This window comes from Chitinophaga arvensicola (assembly GCF_900110835.1).
Classification (GTDB): Bacteria; Bacteroidota; Bacteroidia; order Chitinophagales; family Chitinophagaceae; genus Chitinophaga; species Chitinophaga arvensicola.
Map to the genome: position 1 here is coordinate 2,227,508 of NZ_FOJG01000002.1, position 20,441 is coordinate 2,247,948.

The following is a 20,441-nucleotide window of genomic DNA, read 5'->3' on the forward strand; positions in this document are numbered from 1 at the left end:
ATGTGCTCACATGCAGTGTTTAAAATATTTCTTACTATGGTTGGTTTGCTGGATGCTGCCTGTTCATGCCTTTACCCAGCCCGGAAGAATAGTGCTGAACTTCAACACCAACTGGGCTTTTCACCGGGGAGAGGTGAAAGGTGCGGAAAAAATTGCCTTTAATGATAAAAACTGGTCCGGCGTGAGTATTCCTCACGTGATGCGTATAGAACAAAAACACAACGGAGGTAATAATGTATACCAGGGTACCGGCTGGTACCGGCGCTACTTTAAAATACCGGCAGCCGGGCGCGATAAGCGGATCACCCTTTGCTTCGATGGCGTGCAAACCGTGGCCGGTATTTACCTGAACGGCCGGCAGGTGGCTACACATACCGGCGGCTACCTGGGCTTTGTAGTAGATATTACACCCTATGTAGATATGGATAAAGATAATGTGCTGGCAGTGAAAGTATCCAATACGGACCAGCCGCTCGTACCACCCGGGAAGCCACAGTCGAAACTCGACTTCAATTACTTTGGGGGGATCTACCGCAATGTATCTCTCGTAATGACAAACAAGGTATTTATTTCCCATCCACTGGAAGCTAATAAAATAGCCGGTGGCGGCGTGTTTATTACTTATCCGGCCGTTAGCCAGGCATCCGCTACCATGGGCATTCAAACCCATATTGTGAATGCCACCGCCAACCCGGTGAATACCACCCTGAAAACCTCACTGGTAAATACTTCCGGCGAAACCGTAGCTACCGCCGGCAGTGAACAGATCATTGCAGGCCAGGCAGATAAATCGATACAACAGTCACTCACGGTAACGCGGCCACAACTATGGCATCCGGATCATCCTTATCGCTACCAGCTGGTATCCGTTATTTACAGGGATGGCATAGCGGTGGACAGTATGATCACGTACACGGGTATACGCCATCTGTATTTTGCAGCAGATGGATTCTATCTTAATGGAACGAAACTATACCTGCGCGGCGCCAACAGGCACCAGGCGTATGAATACGTAGGCGATGCCGCTTCTGATAATATGCAGTACCAGGATGCGCTGCAACTGAAAAAAGGCGGCTTTAACGCGGTGCGTGCTGCACATTATCCGCAATCGCCCGCCTTCCTGGATGCGTGCGACAAACTGGGTCTCCTCGTTATTGAATGCGAACCCGGATGGCAGTTCTTTTCAAAGGATTCGCTTTTTACAGCGCATACTTTCCGCGACATCCGCGAAATGATCCGCCGCGACCGCAACCACCCTTCCGTGTTCCTATGGGAAACTTCGCTGAATGAATCGCCTACACCAGCCACCTGGATGCAAAAGGCAGTAGCAACGGCCCGGGAGGAAATGCCCGGCGATCAGCTGTTTGTGGCCGATGATTATAACGCAAGGAGCAGGGATTATTACAATGTTTCCTATAAAGTGGTGAACGAAGACGGTACTGATCCAATGCCTGCCCGGCCCTTCCTGACAAGGGAATGGGGCGACAGCTGGATGGCGGATGCCGCCGGTGAAAACAGCTTGCGGGCCAGCAGAATGTATACAGAAAAAGGAATGATCAATCAATGTGTGCTGCGGCAAAATGCGTTGAACGGTGAAACATCGGAAGCATTGGGTGGCTACTGGGATCATGGCGGCCTGGACGCCCACCCGAGGATAGGCGGTTATTTTGTGTGGAGCTACAACGACTATACCCGTGGCTCAGATCCTATCACGGCCTTCAGCGGCGTTACGGACCTGGACAGAACAGAAAAATTCGGCTATTACCAGCTGCAGGCCATGCAGGATGCATGTAATCCCACCTATGGCCCTATGGTATACATCGGCAGCTATAATAACCAGCCGGCACTGGATAGCAACATCATGGTGTTTTCCAATTGCGATGCGGTACAACTTTACCGGAACAACCGCCTATGCGGTACCATCACCCGGGCCCAAAATGCAGCAACGGCACCGGCAGTGGCAGCCAAAGGCGGCAGTCCCTATTACATCTTCCATACCGGCCGTTATGAAGCGGGCAGCCTGAAAGCAGTAGGCATCCTGGATGGTAAAGCAGTGTGTACACATATTGTACAAACACCAGGCGCACCTCATCACCTCGAAATTGTGCTCGCAGAAAATACCCCGGCCTATTACGCCGACGGGTACACGATGACGCCATTCTATGTAAAGGTGTGCGACCAGGCGGGTACGCTTGTTTCTAATACACGGGCGGGGCAGTCTTACCCCGTTCAGCTCCAGGTATCGGGAGAAGGCGTATTGATGGGCGGCAATATCCGCTCAGCGGGCATTGCGATGCAACCTACCGAAGGTGGTATTGCCTATGGTATTATCCGCCACAGCAACCGTGCAGGGAAAGTTCAGATCCTGGCTACCAGCACCGGGCTTATTGCCGGCAAAAGTGTCCTTATTACGTCCCCATCTCCCGAAAAAATGGTACCCGACGGGCACCACCACCCATGGATAAACGAAAATAAACAGGCTATCGGCATCGACTACACGAATACAGCCGGTATTGCCCGGCAATGGAAAGAAATTCCGCTCACCGGGAAAGTGCAGGTTACGGTGGAGCCGGTAATCCATAACAACACCACAGCACCGGCAACGCAAAGCGCCATGGCAATGACAGACGGCAATACCGCCACCGGATGGATAGCGGATACCGCCGGTACGCCTGTCAGCATTACGCTGGACCTGCAGCGCAATTACGTGCTCACCGGCAGCCGGATTGTATGGGGCAAAGACAGCGACTGGTATACTTACAGTATAGCCGTATCCGTGAATGGCACCGACTGGATCAGTGTGAAGAATCCGGAAAAGGTATCTGGTCAGTATTACCAGCCGGTACCGGTAAATACCACTACGGCCAGATATATACGTTACCTGATCACCGGGGTACAACCGGAAACCAGTAAAGTGGCAGTAAAAGAAATCACGCTATACGGACCTGCTTCTTAAAAAATAGTATTGAGTACGCCGCCATCTGCCCGGATGGCGGCACCGTTCGTTGCAACGGACAAAGGACTTGCCAGGTAAGCTACCAGGTGGGCTATTTCCGCCGGCTCAATAAAACGTTGTATCAGGGAAGATGGGTTCAGGGTAGTAAAGATGTGATGCCTGATACTATCTACCGGCTGTTGCTGTGCAGCAGCAATCTGTTCAATGGCAGTGGCTACTCCCTCAGAGTAAGCGGGTCCGCCTACAACCGTATTTACCGTTACGCCCGTGTTTTTAGTCAGCGTGGCCAGTCCACGGCTCAGAGCCATCATAGCGGTTTTAGACACCCCGTAATGAATCATATTACCCGGTACATTCACCCCTGCCTCACTGCTGATAAATATAATCCTGCCGGCCTGTTTTTCCAGCATGCGGGGCAGCAGGTATTTCGACAACCGCACTCCACTGAGTACATTGATGTTGAAGCAACGGTGCCAGTCGTCGTCACTCAGTTCCGTAAATTCCCGGAGTTCAAATATCCCTACATTGTTCACTAAGATATCGATGTGGGGTAATTCCGCCAGTAGTGCATCCACAGCGGCTGCGTCGCTAAAATCGGCAGCTATGCCGGAAACGGAAGCGCCGGGCACTTCCTGCTCCAACTGCTTCACGGCTGCTGCTACCCTTCCGGATGTTCTGCCATTGATGATTACATCAGCGCCTTCCTCCAACAATTGCCTGGCAATAGCAAACCCAATGCCCTGTGTAGAGCCGCTCACAAAGGCGGTCTTTGATCTTAACTGTAAATCCATGTTATATTTATTTCTGTGTTGATCACTACAAAAATCAGCAAAAAAAATCAGCTGAGTATTTCCAGCTGCATTTCTATCTGTTTGAGGAGAATTTTATTATCCGGGTACATACGCCGGGTAACATTCATGCCGTTCCAGAGCGTAATCAGGTATCTGCCCAGGATAACAGGATCGGTCTGGTTTTTCAGGGTGCCGTTTTTCTGTGCTTTCCGGATGGCTTTCGTATACATCTGTTCCACTTCCTTGAGAATGGTCACCGCTTCCTCTTCCAGCTCCGCATCCAGGGACGCCATTTCCACTACCGTATTCACGATCAGGCAGCCCTGCAGATGGGTTTGCCGGTCGGCCCGGGCAATACTGCGGAAAAAATCTTTGATCAGTTCCATGGGCGCATCACTCTGATCCAGCGCCGCTTTAAATTCATTGAATGCCTCCCGGCGTTGCTGGATCGCTTTACTGAACAACTCTTTCTTTCCGCCTTTAAAAGCATTGTAAAAACTTCCGCTGCCGATCCCCATAGCCGTCAACACTTCCTCCAGCGAAGTAGCGGTAAATCCCCTGGTCCAGAATACCTTTTGTGCTTTCTCTACTACTTCCCGGTTATCGTAAATAGTGGGCCTGCCTTTCATTTATTTTTGTGTTATTCATTACAAAAGTAGATAAATTTCTATTCCCGCCCTATTCTTTTCTGATTTTATCTACCTTTAATCGTCTTTTATTTCCGGACATACACCATATATGGATACTAATTTAATTTTCCGGCTCGCCACCAGGGCAGATCTTCCTGCCATTGTGGACATGCTCGCAGATGATGTGCTGGGCGCCGACAGAGAAATTACCGGTCCAACCTTATCGCCCGTATACGAACAGGCATTTGAGAAAATAAGCCAGGACCCGCAGCAGGAATTAACAGTAGCCACACTGAACGGAGAAGTGGTGGCCACCTACCAGATGACCTATATCCAATACCTCGCGTTTAAAGGAGGAATGCGGGCGCAGATTGAAGCGGTACGTACCCACTCTGCCTATCGCGGACAAGGCATCGGTACTAAATTATTCCGGTACGCCATTCAACGCGCCCGCGAAAAAGGTTGTCATATTGTACAACTCACTTCTGACAAAAAAAGAAAAGATGCTATCCGGTTTTATGAATCACTGGGCTTTGTAGCCTCTCATGAGGGGCTTAAACTCAGATTTTAATATAAATCAGCTCTATGGGATATTCTATCACACTAGCTATAGGCCTCCTCCTCCTGGTTATTTCATTGACTTTTCTGCAACAGTCGCTATCGTTTCTGAAAACTACCAACAGGACCACCGGTAAGGTGATTGACCTGGCAACCCTGAGTGGTTCTGATGGAGATACCTACAGCGCCGTTATCCGGTTTTATGCAGACAACGGCCAGGAATACATTTACCGGCAACAGTCTTCCAGCAGCCCGCCTACCTGGGAAGTGGGTGAAGCGGTAACAATGGCCTATGATCCCGGTAATCCGCAACGCGCAAAACCCGTTGCTTATTTCAGCATGTTTGGCGTCACAGTTATCCTGATGATGTTTGCCCTTCCTGCTATCGTGATTGGCGGAGGGTATTATTTAGCGCAACTGGTGCTGAAGTAAGCCACTTTCCCTAATTCCCGGAGAACAAAATACTAACACTAAAAAAAGCCCGTGCAGCTCTATGCACGGGCTTTTTTTATATCAATAATTGAGTATATTTATTGTAACTGATACCAAACAATCCTTAAACCGCTGATATGACGCATACTCCCAAGCAAAGACTCTTTGATGCCGTGGCATGGCAGTTGAAACAATTCCCTAAACCGGATATGCTGGCTGCCAAGGTGAATGGAAGCTGGAAAACCTATGATACGGCCAGCGTCGCTGAAACCGTGAATCATTTCAGTGCAGGCCTGCTGCAACTGGGCGTGGGAGGAAATGATTTTACGCCTGAAGGAGCCGATAAAATTGCCATTATCAGCAATAACCGCCCCGAGTGGGTGTTTACCGATCTTGCCGTGCAGCAAACCGGCGCCGTACTGGTGCCCATCTATCCTACCACCAATCCTGCCGAACTACAGTTTATCCTGCAGGATGCCGCCGTGAAGTATATGTTTGTGAGCAGCAGGGAACTACTCGATAAAGTAAGCAGCATCCAGGCCCAAGTGCCTTCCCTGCAACATATCTATACCTTTGATGAAATACCCGGCGCCACCCACTGGTCGGCCATCACCGCACTGGCTACCAGTGAACTGCTGGCAAAAGTTGAGACCATCAAGGCAGGTATTGATACCCATCATCTCGCCACTATTATTTATACCTCCGGCACTACGGGCACGCCTAAAGGTGTGATGCTCACGCATAATAATATCGTCTCCAATGTTTTCCTGTCGAAGGAAAGCTTCCCTTTTGAAGATGCCCCCCATCCCTGCAAAGTACTGAGCTTTTTACCACTGAATCACATCTTTGAAAAATGTGTGACCTATATCTACCTTTTCAGTGGCATCAGTATTTACTATGCAGAAAGCATGGATACACTCAGTGCCAATCTCAAAGAAATCAGCCCTGATGGCTTCACTACGGTACCACGACTGCTGGAAAAAGTATTTGAAAAAATCATGGCTACCGGCAACGGGCTTACAGGTATTAAACGACGCCTGTTCTTCTGGGCCGTGGCGCTGGCTTCAAAGTACGACAATAACATAAGCGGGGGCGCATGGTACAACCTCCAACTGGCGATCGCCAACAAACTCGTATTCAGTAAGTGGCGGGAAGCCCTGGGCAACCGCATCAGCTTTATTGTAACCGGGGGCGCCGCCTGCCAGGAAAAACTCCTGCGCATTTTTAATGCGGCCAAAATCCCGGTATATGAGGGATACGGTCCTACTGAAAACAGCCCGGTGATCAGTGTAAACCGTAAAACACCCGGTGGCGTTAAATTTGGTACCGTAGGCCCGCCCATTAACGGCATAGAAGTAAAACTGGCGGAAGACGGAGAGATCTGTGTGAAAGGCCCTACCGTAATGAAAGGCTATTACAAACGTCCGGACCTCACCGCCGAAACCGTGATAGATGGCTGGCTGCATACCGGCGATGTAGGGGTATGGGTAGACGATACCTTCCTCAAAATTACCGACCGCAAAAAAGAACTGTTCAAAACCAGCGGCGGAAAATATGTGGCGCCTCAACCTATCGAGAATAAATTCAAGGAAAGTCCCTTTATAGAACAGATCATGGTAGTGGGCGCCGGGCAAAAGTTTACAGGCGCTTTGATTGTGCCTGCCTACGCCTACCTGAAATACTGGATGAACCAGCAGAATATCCCTTTCACGACCAATGAAGCCGCCATTACCACTCCAAGGGTACTGGAAATGTACCAGGAAGTAGTGAACCGGTATAACCAGTATTTTAATCATGTGGAACAAATCAAGAAGTTTGAACTGCTCACAGAAGAATGGAGCATCGCCGGCGGGGAAATGACGCCCAAGCTCAGTCTGAAAAGAAAAGTAGTCACCGAAAAATATAAAGACGCTATCGCACACATCTACAGCTAAGCGCGATGCTGCTTCACTTTACCTGCATCGGGTATAGTTCCGCTCCCGGAATTATACCCGATGTGCATGATACCCGCTGGCGAGCTGATCATAAAAAAACCTATCTTTACCCCAGAAGTCATTACAATTCCGGGTATTAAATTCCCCCTGATAAGTAGGCCGGTATGGCCTATGCTATAGTTATAAATGCTCCCAGCACTCCATGCATAATACAAACATCAAGAGAATTGCCCTTAAGGCATTAAAAATAATATCTATATCAGTAATCGCGCTCCTCGCGTTACTTTTCCTGCTACCGATACTTTTTCCAAATACGGTTTCCAATAAAATAAAAACCTGGACCAACAACAGCATCACCGGGGATCTCAATTTCTCCAAAGCGAGGCTCTCGTTTTTTAATCACTTCCCTTCCCTGACACTCACGCTGTATGATTTCAGCCTGAAAGGCGCGCCCCCTTTTCAAACCGATACCCTGATATCGGCCAATGAAGTAGCGCTGGGCATTAACCTCTCCAGTGTTTTCTCGAACTCCATCAATATCGATGAAATCTATCTCACAAAAGGAAACATCCATGTATTGGTAGATACCGCCGGTCATCCGAACTATAACGTCTACAAATCCAGTCCGGCTGCAGCTACCAGTCAGCCCGACAGCGGCAGCGCCAACTTAAAAATAGCCCGCATCCAGCTCGACCACTGCAACATCCTTTACAACGACCAGTCGCTCCCCATGTATATCCAGGCAAAGGAAGTGAACTACCTCGGTAAAGGAGACCTCAGCAAAGCACAGTTCGACCTGTATTCAAAAATCAGTATCGGGTTGTTTGACCTGAGTTATGCCAACACTTCTTATATTTTATCGAAGAAACTGAACGGGGAACTGATTACGAAGATCAATACCAATTCCCTCGACTTCATCTTTGAAAAAAATGACCTTAAGATCAATGAACTGCCGGTACGGTTCAACGGCGCCTTCGGATTCCTCAAAAACGGGTACAAAATGGACTTCCGTCTGAGTTCCATGGAATCGGAACTCCATGCCATTTTCGGGGCCTTACCACCCGCCTATGCCACCTGGGCAGAGCATATGAATATTACCGGCACCGCCGATGTAAACGCCACGCTCATCGGGCAGTATATTGCAGAAAGCAATACCATGCCCGATATTACCTTCAACATGAAAGTGAGAAACGGCACCGTTACCAACGATAAAGCGCCGGCGCCGGTGAAAAATCTGTTCCTTAACTTCCAGTCAACATTGGCACAGCTCAATACAGATAGCCTCTACGTGAATGTAGACTCTATCTTCTTCAATATCGATAAAGACTATTTCAGTTCCGTGATCCGTATCAAAGGCCTTAAAACCCCGGATGTTCATGTGAAGATGAATACCGATATAGATCTGCATAAATGGAACCAGGCGCTGGGACTGAAAGACCTGGACCTGAGAGGACGCCTGCAGGCACATTTGCAGGCAGACGGACGGTATGCCAAAAGTGTGGTCTATAAAGGGCTGCAAAAACGGGCCGACACGGTGATCAGCAGCATCCCCGTTTTTCATTTTGACGCCACCCTCCGCGATGGTTATTTCAAATTTGCCTCCCTGCCGGAAGCGGTGAATAATATCAGCTTTAACGCCAACGCTGCCTGCCCTGATGGCAACTACACACATACCCACTTCGATATCACCGATATCAATGCCAATATGCTCAGCAATTACCTCAAGGGGTACCTGCGGCTCAGCAATGCACAGCAGCCGCTGATAGACGCGAAACTGGAATCTGTGCTGCATATGAGCGATCTGAAAAAAGTGTACCCGATGGACAGTCTCGATATGACCGGCGACCTTGCCCTGAATGTAGCGACCAAAGGTACCTACCTGCCCGCAAAGCGGTTATTTCCCGTTACTACCGCAAAGCTGACCATGAATAACGGTACCGTACAAACCAAGTACTATCCCCATCCCGTAGAGAAAATTAATATAGACGCCACCGTTACCAATACTACCGGCAACATGCGTTCTTTGCAGGTGAACCTGAAACCGGTATCTTTCGAATTTGAAGGGCAACCCTTTGTGCTGAAAGCAGATCTGAACAATTTTGATAACCTCCGGTATAATATTGCCTCCAACGGTGTGATCGACCTGGGCCGCATCTACCAGGTATTTGCGATCAGGGGCTATGACCTAAAAGGCTTTATCAAAACCAACCTCCAGCTCCAGGGCACGCAGAATGCCGCCACCAGCGGCCGGTACAATGAGCTGAACAACAAGGGCACCTTAACGCTGAAAAACATTGCGCTGGTATCTGACTTGTTCCCCCTGCCCTTCCTGATTAACAATGGTGTTTTCCGTTTCGACCAGGATAAAATGTGGTTCGACCAGTTCAACGGCAGCTATGGAAAATCGCTCATTAACCTCAACGGCTACCTGAGTAATGTAATCGCCTATGCCACGCAAACCAACCAGCCGCTCCGTGGTAATTTTGACCTGAAGAGCGGGTATATCCTGGTAGATGAGATGATGGTGAATGGTAGCAATGCCGCCGTAAAAAGTGCGCCCACTGCACCTTCCGGAGTAGTGATGGTACCGGGCAACCTGGCGCTTACACTTAATGCCACCGCAGATAAGATCCACTTCAAAGGTATTGATATCAACAGCTTTCACGGGCAACTGGTGATCGACAGCAGCAAAATAAAACTGAACCAGACCGGCTTTACCATTATCGGCGCACCAGTAGAAATGGATGCCACGTATGCCAGTCTGCAGCCGAAAAGTGCGCGGTTCGACTACCACATCAGTGCAAAAGAATTCGATATCAAACGCGCCTATAATGAGATAAAGATCTTCCACGACATGGCTTCTTCCGCGTCTTATGCCAGCGGCATTGTTGGGCTGGACTATACTATCGGCGGCAAACTTGATCAGAATATGAACCCGGTATATCCCTCCCTCAAAGGAGGTGGCGTGCTATCGGTAAAAAAAATAAAGCTAAAAGGCTTTAAGCTGATGAATGCTGTAAGCAGCAGTACAGGTAAAGGAGACATCAAAGATCCTGATCTCTCCCAGGTAGATATCAAAACCACCATCAACAATAATATCATCACCATTAACCGCACAAAGATGCGCATTGCGGGCTTCCGTCCACGTTTTGAAGGACAGGTAAGCCTGGATGGAAAACTGAACCTGAAAGGTCGCGTAGGCCTGCCGCCGTTTGGTATTTTTGGTATACCCTTCAGCGTTACCGGTACACAGGATAACCCGAAAATAAAATTACGCCGGGGCAGTGATAAAGATAAATTGGAAGAAACACAGGAGGAGCCTAACGAAGAAGACCAGCACCAGTAATCTATCTGGTCAGTAGCCCGGAGGGCGTTTCCCCGAAATGCTTTTTAAAAGCATAGGAGAAATGCGACAGGTCTTCAAAACCCAGTTCGAGGTAAATATCTGATGGCTTACAACGTTTTTTCTCTATCAGGAAATAAGCTTCCTGCAAACGTTTCTGTTGTAACCACCGGTGAGGAGTTGTTCCGAATATCGCTGCAAAATCACGTTTGAAAGCCGACAAACTTCTGCCCGTCAGGTAAGCAAACCGCTCCACTCCTACATTGAATTTGTAGTTGCGGTTCATATAAGCTTCCAGGTCCAGTTTATCGGGCAGGCGGAAATCGAACAACACATCGGCGATCTGTGGCTGGTGCTGCAATAAGATCATCAATAATTCTTCCCGCTTTATATCTGCAAAAGTGCTGTTGAGCTGCTGACCTCCCTCATAATAAGGCATCAGCGACTGTATAAACGGCCGGATAAGTTTATTTTCACCAGGAAGTATAAAGGCGCCTTTGTGCAAAGGTTTTGTATGAACTACAGTATGTTGTTGCTGGTATTTTTTCAGAAACGCTTCGTCCAGGATAATCACTACTTTTTCAAACTCCCCGTTGTTCTTTTGTTTGTTGTAGCGCGCCAGGTGGTTCTTGCGTACGATACAATACTGGCCTTCTTCCAGGATATATTTTCTATGTCCGTCGTATCCTTCTATTTTTCCTTTGCCGAGATACAGAAAAAAATGTTCAGCGATAAACTGTTCCGGCGATATTTCCGGACCTATGTAACAGGATTTGATGGCATTAACATGCATGCGATTCTATTTACACGTTATTATATTTCACAAGACTCTCCGCACTGGCCAGTATGGCTTCTTCATTGGTGCGTGGCTGCCATCCCAGCTGTGTGCGTGCCTTTTCATTGCTGGCATTCCGGTATATGCCCAGTAAAGGTACAATAGCTTTTGCTTTCTTACTGAAAAGTGCGGCCAGCCGGACGAGCCAGTCGGGCATAGCCTTGGTGGCCGCATTCCTGGTAGCATCGGGCATTTTCGACCTTAATAATGCCGCGATCTCCGGCAGAGACAGGGTGCCGCCGGCCAGCGCCAGGTAGCGTTGCCCTTTTGCCAGCGGGCTGGTCATGGCTTTGATATGCAGATCTGCCACATCCCGCACATCCACGATACCGAGTGTAATATTGGGAATGGCTTTCATGGTACCATCCATCAGTTGTTTGAGCAGTCCGAAGCCGCTGGAAAGATCCGCATTCAATGACGGGCCAAAAATCCCCATTGGGTTAATGACTGATAGTTCCAGCGCTCCCCCTTCTCTTTTCATAAAATCCCAGGCGGCCCGCTCTGCCAGTACTTTGGATTTATTGTAGGCCGACAAGCCTTTTTCATCCGGGTTGGTCCAGCTTTCTTCTGTGATTTGTACGGAAGTATCTTTATGGCTATAGCCTACCGCGCCAAAGTTGGATGTCATCACCACACGTTTTACTCCGGCATCCCTGGCGGCTTTCAGCACACGCAACGTACCATCTACCGCAGGACGTATCATATCGTTTTCATCATCCGGCAGCGTGAGCCCTATCGGAGAAGCCACATGCAACACATACGTACATCCCTGCATGGCTTCCGCCCAGTTAGGATCTGTTGTAAGATCTGCCGCGATAAATGATAATCTTTCGATATGGGAAACTCCCGCCTGACGGAGAGCTTCCACTACCTTCTCTTTTTTTGAGAGTGATCGCAGGGTCGTTCTCACCATATATCCCTGTTGCAATAATTGCAGGATGCATTCAAGCCCAACAAACCCATTTCCACCAGTAACGAGCACTAAAGTATTTGCATTCATATGCCTTTGATTTGATGTAACAAAGGTACTGGTAAAAGGATATTGCTCACTTTGTTAAAAAGTCCAACTTCACTTTGCCCGAAGGGCCGGCCAAATTAGCCGATATTTTAGCAGAATGAACTGTACACGCTTACCCAATCTGTGTATTACCGCACCCAAAGATCCGCAATGCTGCGGCATCAGCGCATCAAAAAAAAGCACTTGCTATATATATAGGCCGCTATACCCTGTATATCCGGCATAATGCCATCTGGTATGCTAATTGCATTTTTGCTTTCAACATATTTATTGAATAACCTTAAAAGACTTTTTTATGAAATCGATGTTGAGAGTCCTCGGCGTATTACTGTTATCTGTAGTTATTTTTTCTTCCTGCAGCAAGAGCACAGATCCTGCAGATGTAGATGTATTTGCAGGCACCTTTAAAGGTAAAGTAGGCTATATTGATGCGGATAAAAACATTAGCCAGGCTGCTGGTAGTGTGTTTGTAACAAAGGTAGGCACCCGTTACGACTTCCGTTTCTCTGATGGCATTCCAGACCTTACCGGTGTTGAGTTTGAGAAGAAAGATGATAACACCATGGTCAGTGTTGGTTCTTCCGGAACAGGTCTTATTACAATTAACAAAGATAAACTGGTAATAGGTTTTACGAGAGATAACAAAGCATGGACAGCAGATTGTAACAGATAGTAAGTCTTTTCTTCTGTACTGAATTATTGCTGTATAAAATACTTCGTAATGATAAAAGGCGTGGTGTAACAAATTAATTTGTTATACCACGCCTTTTTTTAGTTATCATTGTCCCGCAAGTTATACCCACCTAAACTTTAAAGCCTATACCCTTGAGACATTTTTTTCTGATGCCCATTTTTTTAAGCAGAAGTGCAACAATTAAAATCCCGGAACCAGTAATAAATCCTGTTACCGTTATCCAACCTTCCTGATGGAAACACTCCCAAACTTGGCCAAACTACAGAAATTCCGTAGTTTGGCCTTAGCGCCTTATTCTGGCCTGCCTATATTAAAGCTTAGCACCTATGATGAAATCTGTCCTTGTCCCAGTATCCCTGCTCTTTTTATCCGCTGCCAACGCACAACAAACGGATAGTCTGAAAGCCATAAAAATACTGCAACAGCTGGAAGCAAAAAATGCTTCCCTCCAACAACTTACCACGCATGTCAGATATGAAATGGAAGATACTGTTAACTACGACGCCATAAGGGTGGTAGAAGGAACACTCTGGCTCACCCCCAAACCGAATGATACCATCTTCGGCAACGTGTTTCATTTAAAAGGAACAGACAATAAAGGTGCTTTCGATTGCTACTACGATGGGCACACCAGCTTTGAAATACGTCACGTAAAGAAAACAGTACTGGCCATAGACCCCTATCTTTTTTCGAACGGCCAGTATAACCCGGCTAAAAATAAAGGCCTGATGAGTATTTACGAACCGCTGCTATTCGACAAACACCTGGTTCGCTCGCTGGTGACAAATTCGCCCTTTGCGGCGCCATCTGCTTTAAAATTGCAGGAAACAGCAGATGAATGGATGGTGACGCTCAAATATCCTCCTACAAAAGGCGGCGCGTTGATTTCCCGCGTGCTTCATATCAGGAAACAATCGATGCAGCTGACCCAAACAACAAAAACCATTCAATACATGGGTACTACCCGAAAGGATACCCACTATTTTGATAAAACAGATACCGGAAATAAGATAGCACCTGATAGTATTGAACTACGCGAAACCTTTTCGGATTATACTTTTGAGGAAAAGGAACCGGATCAACCAAAACCTCTGCGTATTTCACCTTTAGTTGGTAAGCAGGCCAGCGTATTCAACCTGCCTGCCTTTGGCGGAGGAACTGTATCACTGGAATCTCTTAAAGGAAAGTATGTATTATTAAATTTCTGGGAATCGTGGTCCGGTTATTCCATTATGACAATTCCCTATTTAAAAACACACTATCTGTTATACAAGTCCAGGGGATTGGAAATTGTGGGCATAAGCACAGAAAACGAAAAACAGATAGCTCAGTTAATCCAGGCACAACAACTACCTTATAAACATCTCAAAGGCAATAAAGAATTGTTGAGCCAATACGACATTACTGAACATCCCAGCTATGTATTGATAGATAAAACCGGGAAGATCGTTGCTCATAATAACATAGCGGAGATAGAAAAAATACTGAAGTCTACCTGGTAAAAAGTAGCGCCCGGGATTATCCCGGGCGCTACTTTTTATAACAACATTACTCTGCTGCTTTCACTTTATCCCCTTTCACCGGGGAATAGTCTTTTTGAACAACGTCATTTACTACCAGCTGATCAAAGTAACATTTTATACCGGTCGCCTTATTTACATTCTCTACGCTTTGTATATGAAAATGTAAATGAGGTTCAGAAGAATTTCCGGAGTTGCCACATAGTCCCAGTTGTTGCCCTCTTTTCACGCGGTCTCCCTGTTTTACTTTCGTGGAATATTGTTTCAGATGCGCCAACAGGATATATTCATTATTTACCGTTCTGAGCACCACGCTATTCCCTCCAACGTACATTGGATTTAACTCTCCGGGCACATTATCTTTCACGCCATCTACCGCCAGCACTACTTCTGCATCGCAGGGTGCAATGATGGGCCGGCCAAATGCGTAATAGTCTTCATTTGTTTTTCCGTTGGCGTTAAAGCTCCGCCCCTGTGGATTATTCACTACTATATCAAAAGCATTTTTCTGGAACCTGGAAACAACGTGATAGTTTAACTCCTTTGTATCTCCACCCCAGAACACCGTCCATTCACCTTTAAATGGCAGTCGCATGGGCGTAATATTACGCGCCGCTACAGTGGATGTATCCTCCTCATACGGCGCCGCATATACGCCTGTAATGGCGGCATCATCATCTGCCGCGATGCTGATAGCCAATACCCCTTTTTCAAATTCCGTTTTATACACGGCAAATCCTTTCTGGTATTGCAGGAATGTTCTCCGGGTAATAGGACCGAAGTTGTTGCTCAGATGATTCAGGAAGGCATTGGTTTTATCTGCCGGCAGGTCGATCTGCGTTTGCGGGGAAAAGGCAGCAAAAATGCTATCGAACTGGTGGTTATTGTAATACTTTTCAAATTTCGCGGAAGCAGATTTGCTTGCGGCGTTTTCTGTTTGGGAGAAAGCCACGGCAGTGGCCAGAGAAAACAGGATCGTTAAAATAGCGGTTAGCTTCATTTTTCAGCATTTGGATGATTAGTTGCTGAAAAGATAGAAAACTTACAACAGGGGATAAATTCTAAGTGATAAATTACCCGGTGCAGATGACGGACTTAACGAATCCCATGATGAAGCAGCCTCCCGGCAACTGTTGTCAGTCGGCGGGAGGCCATTCCGGGAGAAGCAGTTATAACGTCTTCACCTATACGGAGTTATTGCGCCACTGCTATCAGCAGGCAGATACTTCTTTCTTGCTAAGTTTAGGTTCTAATCCCAGGTTTTGCAACATCTTCATATCCTCGGTTACACCTGGATTGGGTGTTACCAGCAGGGTTTGGCGTTCGCCGGTGAAGATAGAGTTGGCGCCTGCCATAAAGCACCAGGCCTGTTCTGACTCCGTCATTTCAATACGGCCTGCGGTAAGTCGTACGGTAGATGCGGGCATCACAATGCGGGCAGTAGCAATCATACGCACCATATCCCAGGCATCCACTTTCGGATTATCTTCCAGTGGTGTTCCTTTTACACGGGCGAGTGCATTGATAGGCACGGATTCCGGATGTTTAGGCATCGTGGCCAGGGTGAGCAACATGGAAATACGGTCGCGGTGCGTTTCCCCCAAGCCGATGATGCCCCCGGAACATACCGTGATTCCTGCTTTGCGTACGTTGTTGATGGTATTGATACGGTTATCAAATTTCCGGGTAGAGATAATCTCTTTATAGTAAGTTTCTGACGTATCGAGATTGTGGTTATAGGCATACAGTCCTGCTTCCTGTAAACGAACGGCCTGTTCTTCTGTGAGCATACCCAGTGTGCAGCATACTTCCAGCCCCAGGTCATTTACACCTTTTACCATGTCGATAACGCGGTCGAAGTCCTTGTTATCCCTTACTTCGCGCCAGGCGGCAGCCATACAGAAACGGGTAGACCCGGTATCTTTTGCTTTCTGGGCGTGAGCGATCACGGTTTCCGTAGGCAGCAATGCCTGTACTTTAATATCGGTATGATACCTGGCTGCCTGTCCGCAATAGGAACAATCTTCCGGGCATCCGCCGGTTTTGATAGATAAGAGGGTACATACCTGTATTTCTTTGGCAGAATGCCTTTCCCGGTGTACGGTAGCGGCCTGGAAAACCAGTTCCAGCAAAGGCTGGTCGTAAATGGCCTGGATTTCTTCCAGGGTCCAGTCATTTCTGATAGCTGATGTCATCTTGCGTTATTGAGTGGATGATGAGTAGTGTTGGAATGTGGTCAGGCGAATTGGTGTAATTCCTGGTCAATGGCAGCGAGCCAGTTGTCGAACAACTGCTGTTCCAGCGACTGTACATACCGGGCATGTGTTTCCCAATCGGTATCAAATTGTTGCAGCTGTTTGATCATTTCTTCGAGATGACCTTCTTCTTCTACAATAATAGAGCGCACCATCACCTTGCTCTGTGCTTTATCGAGCGCTGCCTGGTATACCGGGTACAGCAGGTCGGCGCGTACTTCTATCGCATAGGTAACAAAGAGATAGGCCGCATATTTCAATGCCTGCCCTTCGAGGCCGAAAGCCGTTTTCAGGTACCGGCACGACTGCATATCCAGCTGGTGCAGGTAATGCCGGGTCTGATGCGGCGCCAGCAGTTCATGCAACTGGTACGTTTTACAATTGTCGGTATCTATTTTCGTAATCTGCTTTTTCAGGTAATAGGCGTGGCGATGTTCTTCGGCCGCATGTTTCAGCTGGATAAAGTCTACCAGCGTAGGATGCTCACAGGCGGATATTTTCCTGGCGCCGGCATTCTCCATAAAAGAAAGGGTATTTAACCACCTGGCATGCAGGGAATTGTTACCAACAATCTGTTGTAGTAAATCGTCCATAATCAACTTGTTTCCGTCCAAAAGTAGGCGCTTGCCGGATGATTCAGATAGGCCAGTTTTCATATTTCCGCTAGTCCGGTACTGATACGCATGTTTCTGGGTGAGCCCAGCCCCAGTTAAGCCCTATCCCCGTCCCATATCAGCCCCCTATAAACGCCTCCTATAAGATAGGACTTACCTATGGTTTGAGATGGCCTCACCAATCAGTATACATTGATTTACAATATAATATACAATACATACTTGCAGCTTCGGGTAGCCGGGAAAAAAGATATTAAAAATAAAAACATATAATTATCTTTTCCGGAAATAAAATACCTTTCCGGACTATTAAATAAGCATATTTATACCCACATGAGCAGTCCGGCAACCGTTCCTTATAAAAGTTTTGTGCAGATAGACCGGCAATCCGGTACGGCCATTTATTTACAGATTGCGCACCAGTTGATCAACGCTATTCAGCGGGGTTTCCTCGTTACCGGTACGAGGTTACCGGGTACCCGGCACTTCTGCGAGTTGCTGGACGTGAACAGGAACACCATTGTAGCCGTATACGACGAACTGGATGCCCAGGGATGGGTAGAAACCCGGCCCAACAAAGGCACGTTCATTATCGGTAAAATAGACCCTACTCCGCAGAAGATCCGTAACACCCAGGAGAACCAGCTGGCGCATTATCCAAAAGTAACCGGCTTCTCTTTTAAAAAATCTAACCTCCTGGATAATCCCTTTGAACACTCTTCCTGCGAATACGTGTTCAACGACGGCACCCCTGATATCCGGCTTACCCAGATCAGTCATTTGTCGAGTTTATACAGCGCTAACCTGAAAAGAAAAAGTAACCACAAGAAACTGGGATACTATAACCATGACGGCAGTGAGTTCTTTAAACAACACCTGTCGAATTATTTGAACCAGTCGCGCGGACTCCATATCTCGAAAGACAATATCCTGATCACGCGCAGCACAGAAATGAGCGTGTTCATTACCTCTGAAATATTACTTTCTCCAGGAGACATTGTACTGGTGGGATCTCTCAGCTACTTTTCCGTGAACATGATTTTTCAGAAATCCGGCGCACGGATCATGCCGGTGCCGATCGATGAAGAAGGAATTGATGTGGATGCGGTTCGCAACATCTGCAAAACACACCAGATACGGATGCTGTACATCACCCCGCATCACCACTACCCCACCACCGTTACATTAAGTGCTTCCCGCCGCATAGCGCTGCTGCACCTCGCTTCGGAATTCGGGTTTATTATCCTGGAAGACGACTACGATTACGATTTCCATTACGACAATAGTCCGGTGCTACCCCTGGCCAGCGCCGACAGCAACGGTATGGTGATTTACATCGGTGCCTTCGGTAAATCGCTGGCTCCCGGCTTCCGGACCGGCTTTATTGTAGCACCGGAAAACCTGATGACCGAAATGCGGAAGCACCTCGGTATCATCGACCGGCAAGGCGATGTACTGATGGAACAGGTACTGGGGGAAATGATTGAAGCCGGAGAAATACACCGCTACCTGAAAAAATCGCTGAAAGTATACCAGGAGCGCCGCGATCATATAGTCCAGGTATTAGAAGACCAGTTACAGGAGTTCATCGATTTCAAAAAGCCAGCGGGTGGTTTGGCTGTATGGACCCGCTGGAAACAACCCATCAATCTGATGCAGTTAAGCAAGGCCTGCGTACGAAACAACCTGTTCATTCCAAAAACCTTACTGTATCAGCATAAGGAACTCACCGCCATGCGGCTGGGTTTCGGCCATTTTACGCTGCAGGAAGCTGAAAACAGTGTACAGCTACTCCGGCAGGGGGTACTGGAGCAATGGGGACGCTAACGCTTTTTGGCTACAACAATGCGCCTTACGGCTACAATGGTGTGGCGATGCCGGCGGACATTTGTGTCTACAAAACATCGCAATCATGAACATCGTACTTACAGGCTCATTAGGGAATATCGGAAAGCCCCTGACAGTAGCATTGGTGAAAAAAGGTCACACCGTGACCGTTATCAGCAGCAAACCAGAAAGACAAAAAGAGATTGAAGCACTCGGCGCCAAAGCGGCTATTGGCAGTATTGAAGACGTCGGATTTCTCAGCGAAACTTTCAAAAACGCGGATATCGTTTACCTGATGGAAACACTGGAAACCGCCGGCAGCTTCTTCGACAAAAACGTAGACTTCATCGCTACTATCAACAAAATAGGCCAGAACTACAAACAGGCGGTGGAAACAGCGGGTGTTAAAAAAGTAGTACATCTCAGCAGCGTGAGCGGCAATACCAATCAAGGCAATGGTATCCTCATTTTCCATTACAACGTGGAAAAGATTTTGCAACAACTGCCGGCAGATGTATCGGTTAAATTCATGCGTCCGGTTAGCTTTTATACCAATATGTTTGCCTTTATCCGGGGTATCAAAGCACAGGGCGCCATTGTACAGAATTATGGGGGAGATGAAAAAGCGCCATGGGTTTCACCTTTAGACATTGCGGAAGTCGTGGCCGAAGAAATGGACAGCCCTTTTCACGGCAGGACGATCCGCTACATTGCCAGTGATGAATTTTCACCAAACGAAGCGGCAAGTCTTCTCGGCGAAGCCATCGGTAAACAAGACCTGACATGGCAGGTGATTCCGGATCAGCAATTACTGGACAACTGGCAGGCAGCCGGTATGAATGAACAGATTGCACAAGGCTTTATCGAAATGCAGGCGAGCATGCGTGGCGGCCTGTTGTTTGAAGACTATTACAAAAACAGACCTGCTTTGGGCAAAGTAAAACTAACCGATTTTGTAAAGCAGTTTGCAGCTGTTTATCATCAGTCTTAAAAGAAGTATCTTTAATCATCAAAAATACCACCCCTTAAGGCATC

The 20,441-nt window shown here is 47.6% G+C and carries 16 protein-coding genes; 9 read left to right on the forward strand and 7 right to left on the reverse strand.

Annotation, left to right across the window (positions count from 1 at the left end; translation table 11 throughout):
* The first annotated feature begins 10 nt into the window (after nucleotides 1-10).
* The gene (locus BMW79_RS26340; RefSeq protein ID WP_089900181.1) at nucleotides 11-2,956 is read left to right on the forward strand and encodes a glycoside hydrolase family 2 TIM barrel-domain containing protein; all 2,946 of its coding nucleotides are present in this window, start codon (nucleotides 11-13) and stop codon (nucleotides 2,954-2,956) included.
* Here BMW79_RS26340 and BMW79_RS26345 read toward each other — a convergent pair.
* Entirely contained in the window at nucleotides 2,953-3,747 is a 795-nt protein-coding gene (locus BMW79_RS26345) for an SDR family NAD(P)-dependent oxidoreductase (RefSeq protein WP_089900184.1), read from the reverse strand. The two genes, BMW79_RS26340 and BMW79_RS26345, sit on opposite strands and share 4 nt — an antisense overlap.
* Nucleotides 3,748-3,794: 47 nt before the next feature.
* On the reverse strand, nucleotides 3,795-4,376 hold the full coding sequence (locus BMW79_RS26350; RefSeq protein ID WP_089900186.1) for a TetR/AcrR family transcriptional regulator: 582 nt from the start codon (nucleotides 4,374-4,376) through the stop codon (nucleotides 3,795-3,797).
* Between the two features lie 109 nt (nucleotides 4,377-4,485).
* Between BMW79_RS26350 and BMW79_RS26355 the strand changes: the two genes are divergently transcribed.
* The 4 genes from BMW79_RS26355 to BMW79_RS26370 all read left to right on the forward strand — a co-directional run bounded on the left by BMW79_RS26355 (nucleotide 4,486) and on the right by BMW79_RS26370 (nucleotide 10,646).
* Nucleotides 4,486-4,947, forward strand: coding sequence for a GNAT family N-acetyltransferase (locus BMW79_RS26355; protein WP_089900188.1), 462 nt, complete (start codon nucleotides 4,486-4,488; stop codon nucleotides 4,945-4,947).
* Nucleotides 4,948-4,961: 14 nt separating this feature from the next.
* A complete protein-coding gene (locus BMW79_RS26360; RefSeq protein WP_089900191.1) occupies nucleotides 4,962-5,366 on the forward strand; it encodes a DUF3592 domain-containing protein in 405 nt (134 codons plus the stop codon).
* A 137-nt stretch (nucleotides 5,367-5,503) separates the two neighbouring features.
* The gene (locus BMW79_RS26365) at nucleotides 5,504-7,300 is read left to right on the forward strand and encodes an AMP-dependent synthetase/ligase (RefSeq protein WP_089900194.1); all 1,797 of its coding nucleotides are present in this window, start codon (nucleotides 5,504-5,506) and stop codon (nucleotides 7,298-7,300) included.
* Nucleotides 7,301-7,502: 202 nt separating this feature from the next.
* On the forward strand, nucleotides 7,503-10,646 hold the full coding sequence (locus tag BMW79_RS26370) for an AsmA family protein (protein WP_089900197.1): 3,144 nt from the start codon (nucleotides 7,503-7,505) through the stop codon (nucleotides 10,644-10,646).
* 1 nt (nucleotide 10,647) lies between these two features.
* Here the strand turns inward: BMW79_RS26370 and BMW79_RS26375 are convergent, their stop codons facing one another.
* A complete protein-coding gene (locus BMW79_RS26375; protein WP_089900201.1) occupies nucleotides 10,648-11,436 on the reverse strand; it encodes a helix-turn-helix domain-containing protein in 789 nt (262 codons plus the stop codon).
* 10 nt (nucleotides 11,437-11,446) lie between these two features.
* The gene (locus BMW79_RS26380) at nucleotides 11,447-12,478 is read right to left on the reverse strand and encodes an SDR family oxidoreductase (RefSeq protein WP_089900204.1); all 1,032 of its coding nucleotides are present in this window, start codon (nucleotides 12,476-12,478) and stop codon (nucleotides 11,447-11,449) included.
* A 313-nt stretch (nucleotides 12,479-12,791) separates the two neighbouring features.
* On the opposite strand from BMW79_RS26380, the gene BMW79_RS26385 reads away from it, so the two are divergent.
* Together BMW79_RS26385 and BMW79_RS26390 are read left to right on the forward strand one after the other, a co-directional pair.
* The gene (locus BMW79_RS26385) at nucleotides 12,792-13,169 is read left to right on the forward strand and encodes a hypothetical protein (protein WP_089900207.1); all 378 of its coding nucleotides are present in this window, start codon (nucleotides 12,792-12,794) and stop codon (nucleotides 13,167-13,169) included.
* Nucleotides 13,170-13,516: 347 nt separating this feature from the next.
* A complete protein-coding gene (locus tag BMW79_RS26390) occupies nucleotides 13,517-14,692 on the forward strand; it encodes a TlpA family protein disulfide reductase (RefSeq protein WP_089900210.1) in 1,176 nt (391 codons plus the stop codon).
* A 46-nt stretch (nucleotides 14,693-14,738) separates the two neighbouring features.
* On the opposite strand, the gene BMW79_RS26395 is transcribed toward BMW79_RS26390, so the two are convergent.
* The 3 genes from BMW79_RS26395 to BMW79_RS26405 all read right to left on the reverse strand — a co-directional run bounded on the left by BMW79_RS26395 (nucleotide 14,739) and on the right by BMW79_RS26405 (nucleotide 17,558).
* Nucleotides 14,739-15,710, reverse strand: a complete 972-nt coding sequence (locus BMW79_RS26395) for a peptidoglycan DD-metalloendopeptidase family protein (protein WP_089900213.1) — start codon at nucleotides 15,708-15,710, stop codon at nucleotides 14,739-14,741.
* 211 nt (nucleotides 15,711-15,921) lie between these two features.
* Nucleotides 15,922-16,905 carry a biotin synthase BioB gene (gene bioB, locus BMW79_RS26400; RefSeq protein WP_089900217.1) on the reverse strand — a complete coding sequence of 328 codons (984 nt, stop codon included), beginning with the start codon at nucleotides 16,903-16,905 and terminating at the stop codon, nucleotides 15,922-15,924.
* A gap of 41 nt (nucleotides 16,906-16,946) precedes the next feature.
* Nucleotides 16,947-17,558, reverse strand: coding sequence for a hypothetical protein (locus tag BMW79_RS26405; protein ID WP_089900220.1), 612 nt, complete (start codon nucleotides 17,556-17,558; stop codon nucleotides 16,947-16,949).
* A gap of 354 nt (nucleotides 17,559-17,912) precedes the next feature.
* Between BMW79_RS26405 and BMW79_RS26410 the strand changes: the two genes are divergently transcribed.
* Both BMW79_RS26410 and BMW79_RS26415 read left to right on the forward strand, forming a co-directional pair.
* A complete protein-coding gene (locus BMW79_RS26410; protein ID WP_089900223.1) occupies nucleotides 17,913-19,406 on the forward strand; it encodes an aminotransferase-like domain-containing protein in 1,494 nt (497 codons plus the stop codon).
* Nucleotides 19,407-19,491: 85 nt separating this feature from the next.
* Nucleotides 19,492-20,397: an NmrA family NAD(P)-binding protein gene (locus BMW79_RS26415; RefSeq protein WP_089900226.1), complete on the forward strand. Its 906-nt coding sequence runs from the start codon at nucleotides 19,492-19,494 to the stop codon at nucleotides 20,395-20,397.
* The last annotated feature ends 44 nt before the right edge of the window (nucleotides 20,398-20,441 follow it).